We start from the raw sequence: 18789 nt of genomic DNA on the forward strand, positions 1-18789 counted from the left end.
ATGAGACAAGATGCAAGCAGAAATTTTTGCTCTTCAACGAACGCTAACTATAAATAACTGCGATCAGGAAAGGATGAAAGATTTATGAAGGGTCGTTATACTGAACGTGCCGAGAAAGTATTAGCTATAGCCCATGATGCAGCCAAACGAATGGGCCATCAAGTGATAGGGACTGAGCACATTTTGCTGGGGCTTATTCAAGAAGGGGAAGGCATTGCTGCGCAAGCCTTGACAGGAATGAATTTGGACCTTGCAAAAATACAGAATCAGATTGAACAAATTACTGGAGTGGGTCAGCCTAGTAAAGGGAAAGTTGGGTTCACCCCTCGAGTAAAAAGGGTCTTGGAATTGGCGAATGAGGAAGCTCATCGGCAAGAGGTTAATTATATTGGAACAGAACACTTGCTTTTAGGTCTTATTATGGAGGGAGAGGGAATTGCAGCTCGCATCTTGGCAAACCTTAATGTAAGTCCTGAAAGAGTATGGAAACAAGTCGTTAAATTATTAGGTGGAGAATTGGATGAATCTTCGATACCTGCCCCAAATTCTATTCAACCTTCTAAAAATGCCGGTCCTGTGAACACACCTGCTTTAAATGAGTTTGGTCGTGACCTTACTTTGCAAGCGCGCGAAGGACGTCTTGACCCTGTAATTGGAAGAGAAAAGGAAATAGAACGGGTAATTCAGGTTTTAAGCCGCCGTACGAAAAATAATCCTGCGTTGATAGGAGAACCAGGTGTTGGTAAAACAGCGATAGCAGAGGGATTAGCACAAGGGATTGTTAGTAATAGAGTGCCGGAAATTCTAGTAAACAAACGAGTCATTACGTTAGACCTTTCGGCAATGGTGGCAGGAAGCAAATACCGTGGTGAATTCGAAGAGCGCTTAAAGAAAGTTATGGAGGAGATCCGAGCGGACGGAAACGTCATTCTCTTTATAGATGAGCTGCATACCTTGATAGGAGCGGGAGCAGCAGAAGGTGCAATTGATGCAGCAAATATTTTGAAACCTGCTTTAGCTAGGGGTGAACTGCAATGCATTGGAGCGACAACATTAGAAGAATACCGAAAATACATCGAGAAAGATTCCGCTTTAGAACGTCGTTTCCAACCTATCACAGTTGGTGAGCCGACTGTAGAGGAAGCCATCGTGATACTCCATGGTTTGAGGGATCGGTATGAGGCTCATCATCGGGTGAAAATAACCGATGAATCTATTGAGGCTGCCGCCCGTCTGTCTGATCGTTATATTGCGGACCGCTTCTTGCCAGATAAGGCTATAGACTTGATGGATGAAGCAGCTTCGCGAGTTCGGTTAGCAAGCTTTACGGCACCGCCTGATTTGAAATTACTGGAGGAAGAAACGGAACGATTGAAAAAAGAGAAAGAAGCGGCCGTTTCCAGTCAGGAATTTGAGAAAGCTGCGCAATTCCGTGATCAAGAACAAAAATTACGAGCGGAGCTGGCTGAACAACGTGGAGCTTGGCAAAACCAACGTTATAAAGAAAATGCTATGGTTACTGAAGACGACATTGCTCAAATTGTTGCAAGTTGGACAGGAATACCTGTCAAAAAACTTGCAGAAGAGGAAAGTGAACGTCTGCTCCATCTGGAGGATCTCCTGCATCAACGACTCATTGGACAAGAGGACGCCGTCACTGCGGTTGCTCGAGCAGTTCGCCGAGCACGGGCAGGGTTGAAAGATCCAAAGCGTCCAATAGGTTCCTTTATTTTCCTCGGACCAACAGGAGTCGGGAAAACCGAACTGGGGCGAGCTCTAGCAGAAGGAATGTTTGGGGATGAAAAGGCGCTGATTCGTATCGATATGTCAGAGTACATGGAGAAACATGCGGTTTCCCGACTTGTAGGAGCACCTCCGGGATACGTGGGGCATGATGAAGGGGGTCAACTTACAGAAGCGGTAAGGCGAAAACCCTATAGTGTTGTTTTGTTGGATGAGATTGAAAAGGCCCATCCTGAAGCTTTCAATATTTTACTCCAAGTTCTTGAAGACGGACGTTTAACAGATACTAAAGGAAGGACAGTCGACTTCCGAAATACTGTAATAATCATGACATCCAATGTAGGATCTTCCTTCCTTAAAAAAGAAGCTATGGGCTTTGCGCCTAAAAAAGATGAAAAGACAGATTATCGAAATATGCGCGGATATGTAATGGAAGAGCTAAAACGCTCCTTCCGCCCGGAGTTTCTAAATCGAATTGACGAGATAGTGGTCTTCCATTCCCTCCAAGAAGAACACTTAGTCAAAATATCGGAAATCCTAATTCGTCAGGTGAACAAGCGTTTAAGTGAAAATGGTTTAACGCTTGACGTAGAAAAAAGTGCTGTCGAGCTAGTTGCTAAGGAGGGAAACGATCCGATTTTTGGAGCACGTCCTCTTCGGAGAGCTATTCAAAGGTTAATTGAAGATGCACTCTCTGAGAAAATACTTCAAGGGGAATTTAAAAATGGAGACCGAATTCGTGTCGAAGCAGAAGATGGAAAGATGAAGTTTACCAAAAGCTAATCTATGTGTTTAAAACACGCAGATATTTGTCAAGGGATGCAGGGGCAATTTATGAATTGCCCCTGCAATATTAGGCATGGGGATGGTTAATGTTAGAAGCACATTATTATTCCAGGCATCAGATAGTGTTATGGGAAATGGGGCGTTAGATGAAGATTAAGGTAATTTATCGGTGTTCTAATTGTGGAGCTGAAAGTCTAAGATGGTTAGGAAAGTGTCCAAAATGCGAGGAATGGAATACGTTTGAAGAATCAGAGAGTCAACTAAAAACGACGTCTTCGACAAGCAAGAGAAGAACATCTCCTAAGAGGTTATCTGAGGTTTTACCTGGCAATAGTGATAGAATTGTGACGAGCATTAGTGAATTCAACCGAGTCTTGGGTGGAGGCATCGTCAAGGATTCAATCATTATTTTAACAGCACGGCCAGGTGCAGGAAAATCAACTTTGCTTTTGCAAGTAGCAGATGATGTTGCTAATAAGGGCTACAAGGTTTTATATGCTTCGGCCGAAGAGAGTGACAGTCAAATCAAAAATCGCTCTGACAGAATTCTCAAGGGAAGCAAGAGTAACATATGGGTATATTCAGATACAAGTATGAACCATGTTTTAACCTCAATTGAGGAACTTGATCCTGATTTGATCATTATTGACAGTATCCAGACGTTCACCCTTGAAGAACATAATTCCCGACCAGGTTCACCTATCCAAACAATGGAGTGCGCCAACGAACTTCTAAAAATAGCGAAAAATAACAGTCGTCCAAGGGCCGTGATTATGGTAGGGCAAATGACTAAAGACGATGAAATCGCGGGACTTCGTGCGTTAGAGCACTTGGTCGACGCTGTGTTAATTCTTAACGGAGAAAATGGGGAAGAATTAAGGGGAGCTTGGTGTTCGAAGAATCGATTCGGAAGTACAGGTGAAATAGGTTTCTTCTCAATGACTGAACAAGGAATGCTGTCCATCGATAACCCGTCAGAGTTCTTTATGACTCAAAGGGGCGAGGGACAAACAGTTTCAGGAAGCGCCTTAACTGTGATCAAAGAAGGAACACGCCCAATTATTGCGGAAGTAGAAAGTCTCGTATCCAAGTCTTTTACTCCCTATCCCTCTAGAATTGCAGAGTGCTTGAGAAGAGATCAATTAAACACCCTTATCTCTATCTTGGAACAGAGAGGAAAGATCAACCTATACGATAAAAATGTGGTCATTAAAACAACAGGTGGTCTTCAGCTCAAAGAACAATCCGCAAGCCTGGCTATTATCATGTGTATTGTTTCTTCTATTAAAGACAAAGCCATTCCCAATGATACTGTATTTGTAGCGGATGTCGGCTTAACCGGAGAATTGAAAAAAGTTCCTTCAATTGAGGCGCGTATACGGGAAATAGACAGAATGGGTTTTAAGCGAGTCTATATAGCAAAAAATACGCTAAGAGATTCTTCGAGGTTTAAGAACCTCGAAATTATCGAGGTTAACACTTTGTATGAGGTCATTGTGGATTTAAATATGAGAACAGTGTCAAAGATAGAAACTGATTTTATTAGGGACTAAAGTATGGATGAATCGGTATGACAAATTTAACTAAATTTACCCTTACTTAGTGTTTATATGCCCTTGTTCTTTAGACATAATTATAATAGAATTTTCTTAAAGATATAAATTAATTTTAAATTTAGAGGTGATGCAAATAGTAGTTGTTAGTGCTTTCAATTTAATATTGGCATTCCTAGTAATTTCAATTGTCATCCCCAGTATCTTAATTTATTAAAGGCAGAGTAACTAATACCCCTAATCTCTTGTCTTTTTGGACGTTGAGGAAGGTGGTCTGATGAGGGGCGATTTACAGGACTTACTAAATGCCGTTGAAACGAAACGCGATCAACTGAATAAGCTGGCTACATTTAAAAAACTTACTTCTGAAGAAGTAGTTACTATTAGCCGTGAATTAGACAAACTATTAAATGAAGTAAATAGTTTGTCAAACGGAAAGAAAGACAAATTTGATAGAAATCTATAAAAGATTATCGAAGCTAAACGTAAGGGCTGTTTCAAAATAGAAATTTACATTTGTATTTTGAAACAGCCCTTTTTTCTATGGATAAAAGCAAAAGGACAAGTTTGAAATATTGAAGGACGGTCAAAGGTTTGGTATATTCTGGGGCTTTTTATTTTACTTACTCCCTAATTCTTTTTGTCCAAGAACCTTTTTATCAGTCATTTATGAACGTCAATTTTGACCTTCTTAGTCTTCTTATCCTTCTTGTTAGACTAGATAAACTGATATCCAGCTGTACGGCTGCTTCTTCCCTGCTCCCACAGTGCGTAATCATTTGAGCGATATATTTATTTTCGAATTCTTCCATAGCATTATTAAGTGTCTTCGCTTGATAATTATATTCTAGCGTTAGAGGTTCATAAGCTGAATGGTATTTAGAAGGGATGTGTTCGGGAGTTATCACTGTTTCTTGAGCAATAATGATCAAGCGCTCAACTAAATTAGTCAACTCTCGCACGTTACCCGGCCAATCATATTTTGACAAGATTTCAATCGCTTCTTTACTGAATTTCACATTGAGATTATATTTTTTGTTGAAATGATCCGCGTAATGTTGAGCAATTAAAAGTATGTCTTCTCTTCGCTCTCGCAAGGGGGGAATTGTGATGGGCAAAACATTTAATCGATAATACAAATCTTCACGGAAAAGTCTATGCATAACCATTTCCTCAAGGTTTTTATTGGTGGCAGCCAATATCCGCACATCAATCTCTCTTGGCTTAACGCCGCCCACCCTGGTTACTTTTTGATCCTGAATAACATTCAAGAGTTTGACTTGCATGTTTTTTGGTAAATCCCCTATTTCATCCAAAAAAAGTGTGCCTTTATTGACAAATTCAAAATATCCCGCTTTACCTTCTTTGCTGGCTCCGGTAAAGGCCCCTGTTTCATATCCGAATAACTCGGATTCCAAAAGATTCTCAGGAATAGCCCCACAATTAATTTTTAAAAACAAACCCGCTTCATTACGCGGGCTTGCCTTATGAATTACTTTAGCAATTAAGTCTTTTCCTACTCCAGACTCGCCTAGCAGCAGCACCGAACTGTCAACATTAGCTACTCGATACGCCAAATCAATAACCTTGCGCATTTCTTTGCTATGGGCGATAATCTCCGAGTTATTACTTTTTTTAAGTTGATTCAGCTCTGCTAAATATTTCAAGGCAAGCACTTGAGTTTGCTGGTGTTTTTGCTTTAATTGATTTAAATCCGTGATATCTCGCACATTACAATAGACCCTGTGGATTTTTCCGTTACTATCGTAACTTGGAACACCAGTACTTAGAGCAATCTTGCCATTAATCGTGTTAATCACTACAGTTTCTTTCTGGCCGGATTCAATAACCTTCAACGTTGCACTGACGTCAGTTATTCCCTTTTCAATCTGCTCTCTTGTTGTTTGACCAATTGAATCGGGGTATTTAAGCCCCATAATTCGTTCTATCGAGGGATTGATATATAAAATTCTACTTTCATTATCGGCTATAAGCAGACCATCATAAGAGTTTTCAAGCATCCCTAAAAGGTCCCTATTCTGGTGCTCTAATTCGTCATTTCGCTTCCGAAGATGTTCTAGCAGTTCTTGACTAATTGTTTCTTCTACGTGACTCATTAATCTCACCCCTTATTTGATACTGCCAGAATAGACTAATTAATCAAATAGTCAATATATTCTAATTATATCATGTTCAATCCCTTTGTTGTAAATCAAATTGTACAACCATCCGTCAATTTAAACAAAGGTATATTGTCTCGATAATTTTATGTGTGCCTCTAGATCCCTCTGATTAATTGCAGCAAGGGGTAAGGACGAGTATGCTTTTCTGGCACAATAATTGCATACTTAGTTGAATATACTGAATAATTAGAATTTTAATTCGAAAAACATGACGGAGGGGGTATTCATTGATTAGATAGTCAAGCTCATAAATATTCCGATGAAAGTGAGATGAGCAAAAATAGGGAACTTACCCAAAGGAAGAAGATTCCTTTTCTGACAAACTAATACACAAGATATTTTTACACCCGAGGATTTCACACTTGAACATAAAATTATTTACCGGAAAGCCGGCAAATATGTTGTCTAATACAACGGCTTTGCCTAGTGAAATACAGCTGCAATGTCCAAGTTTAAACAAAAAGAGGAGGTTGCTCTAAGATGTTTTTGAATCACTTTGAGTATTTTGCGCCAAAAACGCCGGCGGAAACCCTAGAATTGGTTGCCTGCTTGGGAAGTAAGGCTAAAATACTCGCCGGGGGCACAGATTTAATGGTGGTGATGAAGGCAAAGGCAATTAGCCCCGACTATCTAATCGACATCAATGGGGTAGAGGAGTTTAAAGGAATTTTTTGTGAGCAAGGAAAAGGTGCTGTTATCGGAACAAATACTAAGTTGGCTGAGATTCAATTTTCAGAGGCGATTCAGGCAAAATACCCTGCTCTTGCATACGCAGCTGGTGAGGTAGGTTCATCTCAGGTAAGGCAGATGGCTAGTTTAGGAGGTAATTCTTGTAATGCTTCTCCGGCAGCAGAGACCCCGACACCCCTAGTGGCAATGGACGCGAAAGTGGTGCTTAGCAGTATTTTGGGGGAGAGAGAACTGCCTTTGGAAGAATTTATTTTAGGCGTCCGAGTACTGGACCTTGCAGAAGGAGAAATGTTAACAAAGTTCGTACTGCCGGAACCTAAACTGAAATCAGCATGCCGCTATGCCTACATGGGACGCAGAGATGCCATGGAAATCGATTGTGTCAATATGGCTGTAACTATAGAGTTGGAAGATGATGGTGAAAAAGTTAAAAATATAAAGCTTGTGATGGGGTCTGTATATCCAAGGCCTTTGGTATCAAAGGAAGTTACTGCTCTTTTGGTAGGGCAAAAGCTTAGTGATCAACTGATCGAAAAGGCTGCTGAGGCGGCCCAAGGTGAAGCTAAACCGATTGATGATATTCGAGCATCTGCTGAATATCGCCGTGAAATTGTCAAAGTACTGGCACGCAGGTTGATTAAAGAGGCTTATACCGATGCGAAGGGGGTATAGTGATGAAAAAACTGATTGAATTAGATATCAATGATAGGATTTATGAAGTAGCCATTGATGCCAGAGATTTGCTGATCGATGTCATCAGAAATAAAGTAGGCCTTACAGGCAGCAAGAAAGGCTGTGGGGATGGCGACTGTGGAGCCTGCACCGTGTTAATTGATGGCAAACCTGAGTTGTCTTGTATTAAACTTGCTATTGCCAGCCAGGGCAAAAAAATTACCACTATTGAAGGCCTGGTGCAGGAAGGCGGTCAGCTTCATCCGATTCAGCAGGCATACGTCGATCATGGTGCCGTACAGTGCGGTTTTTGCACACCGGGTATGATCTTGTCCTCAAAGGCGCTGTTGGACAGGAATCCCGATCCAACCGAGCATTATATAAAACACGAATTAAGTGGCAATATTTGTCGTTGCACCGGCTATAAGAGAATAATTGAAGCAGTTGAAGCGGCGGCTAAGGTTTGGTCCAAAGAGGGGGTGCAATAATGGAGAAGAAAGTTTTAAAATCAAAATGGAATCTGACTCCAGAAGGCTGGAACCTCGAAGGGGTACCCTCCAGCCAGGATGAGAAAAGATATACCCAGGTGGGAAGAAGTGTCCCTCGGATAGATGGCCCTATCAAGGTTAAGGGTGAAGCAATTTATACAGGAGATATGACACTGCCCGGCATGGTTTATGGGAAAATCAAGCGTAGCACGTACGCCCATGCGATCATTAAAAAGATTGATTGCTGCAAAGCTCTGAAGTTGCCGGGTGTTCTGGCAGTCCTTACTGGAGATGAAGCTCCTAACAAATGGGGTATCGTTCCACAGGCAGCCAATGAGACTGTCCTAGCCGTTGGGAAAGTTCGTTTCTATGGTGAAGGTGTGGCTGCTGTTGCTGCCCTGGATGAAGAAACCGCCGAAGCTGCTCTTGAATTGATTGAAGTCGAATATGAGCCTCTGCCGGTTTTGCTCGATCCTTTTCAATCCATGGAACGCTCCCAAGAAGTGCTTATCCATGAAGATAGTAAGGGTAATATAATGCATGCAGGGGAGCAGGTCTATGGCGATGTGGATAAGGCCTTTGCCGAGTGTGAGTATGTTTTAGAAAGAGAGTTTCATACTAACTATCCGCAACACGGCTTTCTCGAGCCGCATTCAGCCCTAGCCAGTTATGATACCCAAAACGGTCAACTGCATTTGTGGGCCAGCAGTCAAATTCCCCACTACTTGCATCGACAAATGTCGATAGTGTTAGAAATACCCATGAACAAAATTCGGGTTACACTTCCTACAATCGGCGGTGGTTTTGGCGGCAAAGGAGAAGCAGCGCCTTCAGAATTTGTAGCCTGCTTGTTATCAAGGAAGGTAGGCAGGCCCGTTAAAGTAGTTTATGATCGCCAAGAAGTATTTTATACGAACAAAGGCCGGCATCCATGCCATATGAAGGTGAAAATGGGTTTGGATAAGGATGGTTATATTCAAGCCGTAGATTTTGACAATACATTGGACAAAGGTGCATACTCTGGCTGGGGGATCGTTGTGTTGTTTTACACTGCATCAATGATACATCTGCCTTATAAGGTTCCTAACGCCCGGTTTCGGGGAAGAAGTGTTTATACTAATAAACCCAGCACTGGGGCCATGCGCGGTCTAGGCGGGGTTCAACCTCGGTGGGCTTTGGAGTGCTTGATGGATGAAATGGCTGAAATGATGGGAATTAGCCCATACGAACTGAAACTAAAAAACGCTATCGAATCGGGACATACCTGCATTAATAATATGTTCGTACCGCATTCCGAGTTTAAGAAATGCCTTGAGACAGCGGTTAAAAAATCAGGTTTCCTGGAAAAACAGGGCAAGTTACCTTTTGGGAAAGGTATTGGAATGGCGGGTGGTTATTATATCACCGGCACAGCCTACACTCTTTATCAAAATTATAAGCCGCACACTACGGTGATGATTAGGGTAGATACAGAGGGAGGGGTTACCCTTCTTTGTGCGGCTGCGGAGATCGGTCAGGGGTGTAATACTGTTATGGCCCAGATGGTAGCCGAAGAACTTGGTATCCAATACGAAGATGTACATGTTCAGTCGGGAGATACAGAAATAGGGGCCTTTGATTTAGGGAGCTTTGCCAGCCGTCTAACTTATGCAGCCGGGGCGGCTATCAAGATGGCCTGCGTAGAAATTAATCAAAGTCTAAAAGAAACCGCGGCTGGAATGCTTGGAGTACGGGCCGATCAATTAGTGATTAAAAATCATGAGATATATTCAATGTATGAGATCAAGAAACGGATCTCGTGGGAAAAGGCTATTGAGGTCTATACCAGTATCAATGGGACATTGGTTGGTATGGGTAACTTTTCTCCACCAAGGCGCAAGGGAATTGATATCATAAGCGGGAATCGGGTTCAGGGCGCAAATATTGGTCACTCTCCTACTTTCGGTTTTAGTTCCCAAGTACACGAAGTAGAAGTGGATGTGGAAACTGGCCGAATCTATGTGAAGAAGGTAACTGAAGCCGGTGACTGTGGTACACCTGTTAACCCCATGTGTGTAGACGGACAGGTAGAAGGGTCCATTATGTTTAATATAGGAGCCTGCCTTTACGAAGATCAAAAGTTAGATGCCAGTGGTAAACATTTAAACCCAAACTTCCACGATTACAAGACGCCAACTACTATGGAAATGCCAGAAATGGATACTAACATAGTAGAAAGTTATGACCATTCAGCTCCGTTTGGGGTTAAGGAAACAGGTGAAGGAGCTGTTCAACCTACTTTCCCTGCTCTTACCAACGCGATTTATGATGCCATCGGCGTAAGATTTTACACCCTGCCGATTACCCCGGAAATGGTATTAAAGGCGTTAAAGGATAAAAAAGAGGGTGAGTTGTAAGGGGGTGTGAGTGGGCAAGGGCAATTTCAATTTTAATACACTTTGACAATAGAGTAATGGTAAAATGCTAGTTTGCATTCACCATTACTCTTTTTTGCATTACTCAGAAAGCATAATTTGCGTTACATACTTTCTAGAAGGTCCTTCTCGGCATCCATGGACAGCAGTCCCTTCTCGCCATTCGTGGCCAACGCCTGTGGCTTAGCGTTGGATAAGTTTTCTAGAAGTTAAAGCGTAGAAGAAAATGGTCCTATGTGCTCCATGAGTCCTTGGCTATTAACGGACTGGAAGGAAATTGGAAAAATATCTAATTTGGATCTTTATAACATGTGCATTTAGTGATAGTATTACATAAACAAAAAGTTATAATAAAGGAGAGATTTCAATGTCCTTTACCTACTTGATTAGCTCAGATGTCATTGGCCATCAAGATCCGGAATTAGGAAGACGCCTGATGCATAGCTTCTTTTTGAAACTCTTGGAGGCTGCCGAAAAACCAACCCATATTCTTTTCCTCGAAAAAGGGGTGCAGCTTTTGTTGCCCGAATTTTCTGCTCTCGATGCCCTTAAGATTTTAGCAGAGGAGTCTGGCGTTACGCTATTGGCTTGTGTGACCTGTCTGGATTATTACGGAATCAAAGATAAAATCGAGGTTGGAGAGATTTCAACTATGCCTGAGATTATCGCCGTTATGCATGAAAGCGATAAAGTGATACATATTTAACGAGGACAACTTAGGAGAATGGGGAGGATAAAAGAATGGATAATAGAGAATTATGGACAGCCTTGGGTATGGATTTAGAGAAACACGATGATTTTTTGGCCCCTGTGCCAGCGATTTTTACGAGCCTATTCCTAGATCGACCCAATCGACCTAAAGCTATGGGGTATTTCGATATGGTAGTCGGAGATGTGCATGGGATTCGAGTGCATGAACTTTATGCTATGAAAGAAGCTGGCGCTAAGGTGTTCTCAACCTTTTGCGTATATGTTCCGGAGGAGATCATCGTTGCAACAGGGAGTGCCAATATCGGACTATGCGCTGGGGCTCAGTATACCGTTTCTTCAGGGGAAAAAGTTTTGCCCCGCAACCTCTGTCCGTTGATTAAGTCGACTATGGGTTTCAAATTAGACCGAATTTGTCCGTACTTTCAAGTTTCTGATTGGGTTATTGGGGAGACGACCTGCGACGGCAAGAAGAAGGCGTGGGAGATCCTTAATGAACATATTCCTACCTATGTAATGGACCTCCCCCAAAAGAAAGACGCTAAAGACACACGTCTATGGGAAGAAGAGGTGCGTGAATTTGCATCCTTCATTGAACGAGAAACTAAGGTAACCATAACCCCAGAAAATCTAGCTAAGGCAATTCAGACGATTAATAATAAACGTCAAGCACTTCAAAGGTTAGCAAACTTAAGAAAACATACCCCTGCTCCGATTCACGGTTTAGATGTTCTCTTAATTAATCAACTTTCATTCTTTGATGATCCGGTTCGTTTTGCCGCTCAAGTCAATGCTCTATGTGATGAACTCGATGTGAGGGTTAAAGAGGGGAGCGGAGTTGCACCCGTTGATGCGCCAAGGATTCTGGTAACGGGAACACCACAGCCGCTTCCAGCTTGGAAGTTGCACGCCTTAATCGAACAAGCTGGAGCTGTTGTGGTAGGGGAAGAAACTTGCACAGGAGAGCGTTACTATAAGGATATCACTGAGCCGGCGGACAACATATCGGATATGCTCGCCAATATTGCTAAGCGTCCCTTAAAGGTGAATTGTGCCTGCTTTACCCCGAATCAAGGACGCATGGAAGATATAGCTTTCATGGCGGACAATTTAAAAGCCGACGCCGTCATTGATTTTACTCTTCAGTTCTGTCAGACCTATGGAGTAGAAAGTTATTTTGTGGGTAAAGAAATGGAGAAGAAAGAAATTCCCTTCCTACGGCTGGAAAGTGATTTTTCGGATGAAGATCAGGGGCAACTCTTAACGCGTATCGAGGCTTTAATCGAGATGATTCGTGCATGAAACAGGCTGGGTTAGACCTTGGCTCGGTTAACACAAAGTTGGTGGTGCTTGAAAACGGAAAAAGAATTTACAACCAGGTCATACCTTCTCGGTTCGATTCCGTCCAAGCGGGTATTACCCTATTAAAGTCCTATGTCGAAGAACATGGAGAAAAACCTAAAAAACTTGTGGTCACAGGGTACGGACGGGTAAACTTTCCGGAGGGCCGGGTAATTACGGAAATCACCTGTCAAGCTAGAGGATGTCATGTCTATTTTCCGGATTATGCCTACATTTTGGATTTAGGGGGACAAGACGCTAAAGTGATCAAGAAAAGTGCGCAAGGCAAAGTCGTTCAATTTATTATGAATGACAAGTGTGCTGCCGGAACCGGGCGTTTTTTAGATGTTATTCTTAAGGGATTAGATCTAACCTCTATGGAGATGGAGTTAGCCACAGAAGCTAAGCCAATGCCCATCAATTCCATGTGTACTGTTTTCGCGGAATCTGAAGTCATTACTATGCTCGCTAAGGGGATTCCAAAACCAGAGGTGATTGCTGGTCTTTTCAAAAGTACGGCAAAACGTCTTGCCAATTTTGTAGAGTCTGTCGGACACCCTGAATGTCTAATATTTACTGGGGGAGGCGCCCATTACAGTCTCTTAGTCCACTTTCTCGAACGAGAGTTAAAAGGGAAGATCGTGATACCGTCGGATCCCGAATTAACTGCATCATTAGGTGCTGCATTACTAGCATAACAACAGAGAATAGCACTTGCTTAAGATAGCAGGTGCTATTCTCTGCAGCCTTCAGGATTATATTAGTAACTGCTAAGAATAATTGAGTCATAATTGCATCATCTAGATGCAATTATGACTTGACACAAGCTCTGATTAAGAAGTCTTTTTGCATATATTGATAAATACCACTGCAATTTTGCAGTGGTATTATATTTTAAATTATTAAAATTTTCAAATAAATTATCTGGTACTATACCGTTGACCGTTTGATTTCGACAATTAGACCGTTAATTTCAGCTAATCAATACTCAAATAGGGAAAGAGTTTATATAGTGGCATTGTACTTGCAAGTATATAACCAAACCAAACTAAAACAAATAAAAACTATCTAAAACAAACTAAATTAAATTAAATTAAATCGAAATATAAAAGGAGGATGTTTAACAAACTAAATATTGCCGGTTAAATTGTGTGGAAAAAATATATAAAGGGGTTGGAAAATGAGATACGCAGAGTCAGGATATAACTTAGAAATTGATCTAGCCACAGGAAACATTGAGAAGGTAGAAACTGACCCGAAATTAATGGAACTTCATTTGGGGGGCCTGGGTACGGACGTCAAGATCCATTACGATAGGGTTCCTCCTGAGACTCAAGCATTTGATCCTGAAAATCTACTGATTTTCAGCGCAGGTCTTTTATGTGGCACACCTACTTTCAGCGCGAATCGTATGCTGGTTACCACTATTTCTCCACAGACGGGGTTACTGTGTTATCCAATGGCAGGGGGATTTTGGGCGTCGGAATTGAAGTATGCCGGTTATGACAAAGTAATCATGCGCAACAAGTCCCCAAAGCTTGTGTATATCTATATAAACAATGACAAAGTAGAAATACGTGATGCTACTCATTTGAAGGGGAAAGGCGCGCTTGAAGTTCAAGACCTAATAAGAGAAGAGTTAAATGAGCCGGATGCCCAGGTGTCTGCTATCGGCTTGGCCGGCGAAAATCGTTGTTTCGTGGCTTCCATTGAGCAATCCAAGTCGAGTGCCAGCCGGGGCGGCGCCGGCGCCGTTATGGGAGACAAAAACGTTAAGGCGATTGCTGTTCGTGGAACAAAGGATATTTACCTTGCTGATGGGCTTGAATTTATGAAGCAGTTGAAGATATTGGCGGATTGGATAGATCACCGCAATCATAATCCCCTTCCGAACAAAAACATAATGACTATTCATTGCGGGGTTGGGTCGCCACAGGCGATGAAAGTTATTGATGAGAGCTGGCATACTCAAGGTTTCGCTTGGGGAAATTCGCGCAGACGGAGAAAAACCTTCTGGAACGACGCAATCAATAAGCAATGGACGGAGGTTCAAGAAAAAGCAACAAAGCGATTCATAAGTTGCTTTAACTGTCCGCAGCAATGCGGAGCCTTAATTACCCATGAGGATACGCCAAGATACATGGCGAAATGCTTCTCGAAACTTTCCTATATGTTTGCAGCTGAAATAGACGAACAGGGCTTTAATTGGAAAATCCTTGAGCCTGCTTTTCAGTATGGGTTTGACTCATTTTCAACCCCGCAAATTTTGGCCATGGGTGTTGAACTTCGTAAAGACGGCATTTTTACTGATGAGGATTGGGAAGGATGCCCAAGCGATATAGCAGGGACATTTTTCTGGTTGCTTGACAAAATGGCCCGCCGGGAAGGAAGAGTCGGAGATCTACTGGCCGACGGCTGTTATGGGGCATGCCAAAGGCTTGGCTTACCAGAAGGGAAGTATGATCATAATAATATTAAGAAACATGAGCAGATGTGTGTCAAACTGGGCATGATGGATCCCCTTTATTACCTTATGTATTCTACCAACGAGAAGGTAAGCATTACCCAAATGGAAGGGAATTGGCCCCAGGAGCCTTTTAGAGAAATGGCGGATAGAGAAGAGTTTGTTAAGGACTGGCCCCATCTTCCGGATGAAAAGTTTAAGAAATATTTCCTGGACTGGGAACCACGCGGAGAATTCGCCAATCCATTTTACCCTACTAAAGAAATATCCGCTGAACTTGTGGATTGGATGGAGCTGTTGCACAACATTGATGACGCCCTTGGGATTTGTTGCGGCATGGGATCATTTTGCTTGAAGCCTGCCTATCATATCCACAATTACTGCAATTTCATTAATGCAGCCACCGGGCTGAATCTAGATGAAGCCGGACTAAGGAAAATAGTTAATCGGAGCCGGAATTTACACCGCGCACTACAAAATCGGAGAGGCCTGAGAAGGAAAGATGAGGCGCCGCCGAAAGACCATTGGAAGCATAGATTTCCAGAGTACGAATACGAACTCTTATCGTATTATTATAACTTCAAGGGATGGAATATGGACGCGATTCCGACAAGAAAAAGATTAGAGGAATTAGATCTTGGTTATGTTGCAGACGATCTTGAGAAGAGAGGGATATTAAAAGACGACCCAGATCTGATTTATGTTCCCAATGATAACGTCTCGAGAGAAGAAAGCTCAATTTATCTGCAGGACGGTCAGTCGGACTTTTATATTCCCGATGATCACGTCTCGAGAAAAGAGGGATGATAAAAGATGGCCACGATTAAGAAGAAAATAAGAACGATCAAGATTAATGCAGATTTGTGCAATGGATGTCGAACCTGTGAGGTAGTCTGCTCCGCTGGTCACGCTACGCCGAGATTCAGCAGCAATAATCCGGCAAGGGCTCGTATTCATGTGATTACTCACCGACTAGAAAATATATTTCTTCCCGTATTCGCGGGTGAGAATACGCCAGCCCAATGCATGGGCAGGGAAAAGTATGTGATTGACGGAAAGGAATACGATGAGTGCTCCTTCTGCAAGGCTTCCTGCTCAGCCAGGGGCAGATTCATAGAGCCCGATTCCGGCCTCCCGTTAAGATGTGATATGTGTGAAGGTGAAGAACAGCCGCTCTGTGTTGAATGGTGCTTAAATAAGGTTCTGACTCTCGAAGAAAGGGAAGAGGAAGTCGAAGAAGAAGTGAAACTGGGCGAGATGGAGCTCGGATTGCAATCATTAGTGGACAAACATGGCTTAGAAAAGCTGGTGGATACCATCGCCCGAATGTCCCAGAAGAGTTAAAACATTAAGAGGAGACGAAGGAGCGAAACATGCAAGAAGAGATTGGCATATTAGACATCCAGGGTGTGGCAGCGGACATAGTATGTGATCGTTTTTCGGACGAGGGATGGGTCAGGACCAAAGTTTACGTGCCTAGAGAGATGGAGCTGACAATCTGTGTAAATGAGAAGGCCATGGTCACTATCCTGTGCACTGCAGCCAAGCTGAATTATCTCGTCATCGGATACCTTTACGCAGAGGGAATTATATCAGGCCTCGGCGATGTGGCGAGTATGCGGGTGAGTCTTGAGGAATCGCTGGCCGATGTGAGGCTGAGCAACCTCGATTATGAATTGCCAACGTGGCGGAAACTTGGATGCAGTGGCAGTTCAGTTTTCAAAACTCAGGGGCAGAAGGTTGATTCGGATCTTATATCCACACCAATGGAAGTGCTGTCACTGATGAAGCAGTTGGAAGAGCAGATGGAGCTGTATCCGCTTAGTGGCGGCGTGCACACCTCAGCTCTGTCTGATACCAAGAACTTGCTGGTAGTGGCTGAGGATATCGGACGGCATAACACCTTGAACAAGATTCAGGGCGAATGTCTGTTGAGGGGTATATCACCCAGAGATCGGTTGATGCTGAGCACTGGTCGCATTTCTTCGGAAATGCTGCTCAAGGCGGCAAAGATGCAGGCCCCAATTGTTGTTTCGCGACACGCGCCGACAAAGAGCGCCATTTTGTTGGCAAGCGATCTAGGTATTGCTCTGGTTGGGCATGCGCGTGGAAGCCGCCTGGTGGTGTATTCCCACCCTGAGCGACTTAGCTGCTTATCAAATTAAGTGTGGCTAGCTTATCCCGCCGGTTCCCTCACAGTTCATGATACTGGTCGAAGCGGTCCATCGCATCGGACCGGACCGCAACCAGTTGTCATCTATTAACATTTTCCATCCGGTCTATTTTTAGAAAGAATAAAGAAAGGCGAGGTAATTGTGAGAAAACTAACAGAACATGCTAAACAATTAAAAAGAATGTATTCTATAGAAGATGGAAGATTGAAGGGAGAAGGCAATTGGGAGAAACTACCCTTCTTTTGGTTCCTCCTATTTTTAACATACAAGTGCACAAGAAGATGTAACTATTGTTATTCTTTTAATCAAGTTGGTAATGACAATACGATGGAAATGGATGAGAATACCTTCTCAAGGTTATTGGAGTGGATTCCAGAAGTCTGGAAAGCTAATAACGTTAAAGTAAACTCCATTGGTTTTCTTGGTGGGGAACCATTATTGAGAACGGATAGAATTAAGAAAGTCATGGATTCTGTCTATAAAAATACGGATGGTATGCAAGGATATGTTAATACAAATGCTGATTTAATAGATTCTGTGAATTGGGATGATCTTGAAGCTATCCAATGGATGACAACTAATATTACAGATATAGGTATTGGAGAACTAGCGAGAAGAATGAAAATAATTAGTGAAAGATCCAATGTTATTGGTCAAACAATAGTAGCTGTTTTGGATGATTATAACCTACAGAGAGTTCTTGATATTACTAAATTCGGAATAGTAAATGGATACCGCTTAAGATATAATTCGGATCTATACAGAGGATCGGATACTGAATATAAGGAAAGATTGTTGAAAAAATATCACAAGCTATGTGATTTATTGGAGAATTTTATTATTAAAGGATACGATGTGAATACTACTTTCTTATTGGATACTTTAATTCCTTCATGGGATATTGAATCTTCTCCATACCCATGTGGGAAAAGGATTGCTAAGGTATATCCTGATGGAACGATAGGGCCATGTATTAGAGACCATTCATTAAAGGTTGGAACAATATTTGACGCAAATCCTTTAAGTAAAATACTATGTGACATATTTCATTTTGATCATAGAAAACAAGGCATCCCGGATGAATGCAGGACTTGTGAATCTAAAACTGCCTGTCAGGGAGGATGTCCGCATGATAAATTGCTGTTGACCGGTACTAGATCAGGAAAATCTGTTACTTGTGATATTCATAAAGAAATTATTCCAAGATTAAGATATTTGGATAACTCGAAGAAGTAGTTATTCTATAAAAATATGTGGATATTACTATGGCAGCAATCATCAATGTTCTTTCACGCAGTTTTCATTTACCACCGGATATGGCGGCCGCCAGTTTATCAGGATTGTTCTATTTTTAAATGTCTTAGTTCAAAAAATAGAGGTTCACTAATATTATTCTGCCTGTAAGCAATGGTTGTATGCGCTTAAAATAGAGATTGGAATTATTGAGTCCTCTGCAGACAAGGAGTTTACATATGGTATACTAATCCTTTGAACAAACTGGAAAACGAGTTTGGTCAAAGGATTTTCTTTGCAATAGGCATTCTTGCGATAAGGATTATCACTCTTTAATTGT

14 protein-coding genes are annotated in these 18789 nt (G+C 42.2%); 13 read left to right on the forward strand and 1 reads right to left on the reverse strand.

Annotated features, from left to right (window positions below):
• Positions 1–84 precede the first annotated feature (84 nt).
• The 3 genes from M8E35_RS14845 (at position 85) to M8E35_RS14855 (ending at position 4548) form a co-directional block, all read left to right on the forward strand.
• Positions 85–2526, forward strand: coding sequence for an ATP-dependent Clp protease ATP-binding subunit (locus tag M8E35_RS14845; RefSeq protein ID WP_252469969.1), 2442 nt, complete (start codon positions 85–87; stop codon positions 2524–2526).
• Between the two features lie 149 nt (positions 2527–2675).
• Positions 2676–4082: a DNA repair protein RadA gene (radA, locus tag M8E35_RS14850; RefSeq protein ID WP_252469970.1), complete on the forward strand. Its 1407-nt coding sequence runs from the start codon at positions 2676–2678 to the stop codon at positions 4080–4082.
• Positions 4083–4359: 277 nt separating this feature from the next.
• A complete protein-coding gene (locus M8E35_RS14855; protein WP_252469971.1) occupies positions 4360–4548 on the forward strand; it encodes an aspartyl-phosphate phosphatase Spo0E family protein in 189 nt (62 codons plus the stop codon).
• A gap of 193 nt (positions 4549–4741) precedes the next feature.
• Here the strand turns inward: M8E35_RS14855 and M8E35_RS14860 are convergent, their stop codons facing one another.
• A complete protein-coding gene (locus M8E35_RS14860; protein WP_252469972.1) occupies positions 4742–6199 on the reverse strand; it encodes a sigma-54 interaction domain-containing protein in 1458 nt (485 codons plus the stop codon).
• A gap of 546 nt (positions 6200–6745) precedes the next feature.
• On the opposite strand from M8E35_RS14860, the gene M8E35_RS14865 reads away from it, so the two are divergent.
• The 10 genes from M8E35_RS14865 to M8E35_RS14910 all read left to right on the forward strand — a co-directional run bounded on the left by M8E35_RS14865 (position 6746) and on the right by M8E35_RS14910 (position 18452).
• On the forward strand, positions 6746–7627 hold the full coding sequence (locus tag M8E35_RS14865) for an FAD binding domain-containing protein (protein ID WP_252469973.1): 882 nt from the start codon (positions 6746–6748) through the stop codon (positions 7625–7627).
• A gap of 2 nt (positions 7628–7629) precedes the next feature.
• The gene (locus M8E35_RS14870; RefSeq protein ID WP_252469975.1) at positions 7630–8115 is read left to right on the forward strand and encodes a (2Fe-2S)-binding protein; all 486 of its coding nucleotides are present in this window, start codon (positions 7630–7632) and stop codon (positions 8113–8115) included.
• Positions 8115–10511, forward strand: a complete 2397-nt coding sequence (locus tag M8E35_RS14875; RefSeq protein WP_252469977.1) for a xanthine dehydrogenase family protein molybdopterin-binding subunit — start codon at positions 8115–8117, stop codon at positions 10509–10511. Before M8E35_RS14870 ends, M8E35_RS14875 begins: the two co-directional genes overlap by 1 nt.
• Before the next feature lie 385 nt (positions 10512–10896).
• Positions 10897–11235, forward strand: coding sequence for a DsrE family protein (locus M8E35_RS14880; protein ID WP_252469979.1), 339 nt, complete (start codon positions 10897–10899; stop codon positions 11233–11235).
• A gap of 35 nt (positions 11236–11270) precedes the next feature.
• Positions 11271–12539, forward strand: a complete 1269-nt coding sequence (locus M8E35_RS14885) for a double-cubane-cluster-containing anaerobic reductase (RefSeq protein ID WP_252469981.1) — start codon at positions 11271–11273, stop codon at positions 12537–12539.
• Entirely contained in the window at positions 12536–13276 is a 741-nt protein-coding gene (locus M8E35_RS14890; protein WP_252469983.1) for an acyl-CoA dehydratase activase, read from the forward strand. Before M8E35_RS14885 ends, M8E35_RS14890 begins: the two co-directional genes overlap by 4 nt.
• 482 nt (positions 13277–13758) lie before the next feature.
• Entirely contained in the window at positions 13759–15849 is a 2091-nt protein-coding gene (locus M8E35_RS14895; protein WP_252469985.1) for an aldehyde ferredoxin oxidoreductase N-terminal domain-containing protein, read from the forward strand.
• Between the two features lie 6 nt (positions 15850–15855).
• The gene (locus tag M8E35_RS14900) at positions 15856–16386 is read left to right on the forward strand and encodes a 4Fe-4S dicluster domain-containing protein (RefSeq protein WP_252469986.1); all 531 of its coding nucleotides are present in this window, start codon (positions 15856–15858) and stop codon (positions 16384–16386) included.
• Positions 16387–16415: 29 nt separating this feature from the next.
• Complete coding sequence (fdhD, locus tag M8E35_RS14905) at positions 16416–17207, forward strand: formate dehydrogenase accessory sulfurtransferase FdhD (RefSeq protein ID WP_252469988.1); 792 nt, start codon at positions 16416–16418, stop codon at positions 17205–17207.
• 150 nt (positions 17208–17357) lie between these two features.
• Complete coding sequence (locus M8E35_RS14910; protein WP_252469989.1) at positions 17358–18452, forward strand: SPASM domain-containing protein; 1095 nt, start codon at positions 17358–17360, stop codon at positions 18450–18452.
• The last annotated feature ends 337 nt before the right edge of the window (positions 18453–18789 follow it).

The sequence above is a fragment of the Desulfosporosinus nitroreducens genome, from assembly GCF_023897015.1.
GTDB lineage: Bacteria > Bacillota > Desulfitobacteriia > Desulfitobacteriales > Desulfitobacteriaceae > Desulfosporosinus > Desulfosporosinus nitroreducens.

What these genes read in the sequence shown, in the direction of transcription:
- M8E35_RS14870 (WP_252469975.1), top strand. Translation starts at nt 7,630, where the DNA reads ATGAAAAAACTGATTGAATTAGATATCAATGATAGGATTTATGAAGTA.
- M8E35_RS14875 (WP_252469977.1), top strand. Translation starts at nt 8,115, where the DNA reads ATGGAGAAGAAAGTTTTAAAATCAAAATGGAATCTGACTCCAGAAGGC.
- M8E35_RS14855 (WP_252469971.1), top strand. Translation starts at nt 4,360, where the DNA reads ATGAGGGGCGATTTACAGGACTTACTAAATGCCGTTGAAACGAAACGC.
- radA (WP_252469970.1), top strand. Translation starts at nt 2,676, where the DNA reads ATGAAGATTAAGGTAATTTATCGGTGTTCTAATTGTGGAGCTGAAAGT.
- M8E35_RS14860 (WP_252469972.1), bottom strand. Translation starts at nt 6,199, where the DNA reads ATGAGTCACGTAGAAGAAACAATTAGTCAAGAACTGCTAGAACATCTT.
- M8E35_RS14880 (WP_252469979.1), top strand. Translation starts at nt 10,897, where the DNA reads ATGTCCTTTACCTACTTGATTAGCTCAGATGTCATTGGCCATCAAGAT.
- M8E35_RS14865 (WP_252469973.1), top strand. Translation starts at nt 6,746, where the DNA reads ATGTTTTTGAATCACTTTGAGTATTTTGCGCCAAAAACGCCGGCGGAA.
- M8E35_RS14900 (WP_252469986.1), top strand. Translation starts at nt 15,856, where the DNA reads ATGGCCACGATTAAGAAGAAAATAAGAACGATCAAGATTAATGCAGAT.
- M8E35_RS14885 (WP_252469981.1), top strand. Translation starts at nt 11,271, where the DNA reads ATGGATAATAGAGAATTATGGACAGCCTTGGGTATGGATTTAGAGAAA.
- fdhD (WP_252469988.1), top strand. Translation starts at nt 16,416, where the DNA reads ATGCAAGAAGAGATTGGCATATTAGACATCCAGGGTGTGGCAGCGGAC.
- M8E35_RS14895 (WP_252469985.1), top strand. Translation starts at nt 13,759, where the DNA reads ATGAGATACGCAGAGTCAGGATATAACTTAGAAATTGATCTAGCCACA.
- M8E35_RS14845 (WP_252469969.1), top strand. Translation starts at nt 85, where the DNA reads ATGAAGGGTCGTTATACTGAACGTGCCGAGAAAGTATTAGCTATAGCC.
- M8E35_RS14890 (WP_252469983.1), top strand. Translation starts at nt 12,536, where the DNA reads ATGAAACAGGCTGGGTTAGACCTTGGCTCGGTTAACACAAAGTTGGTG.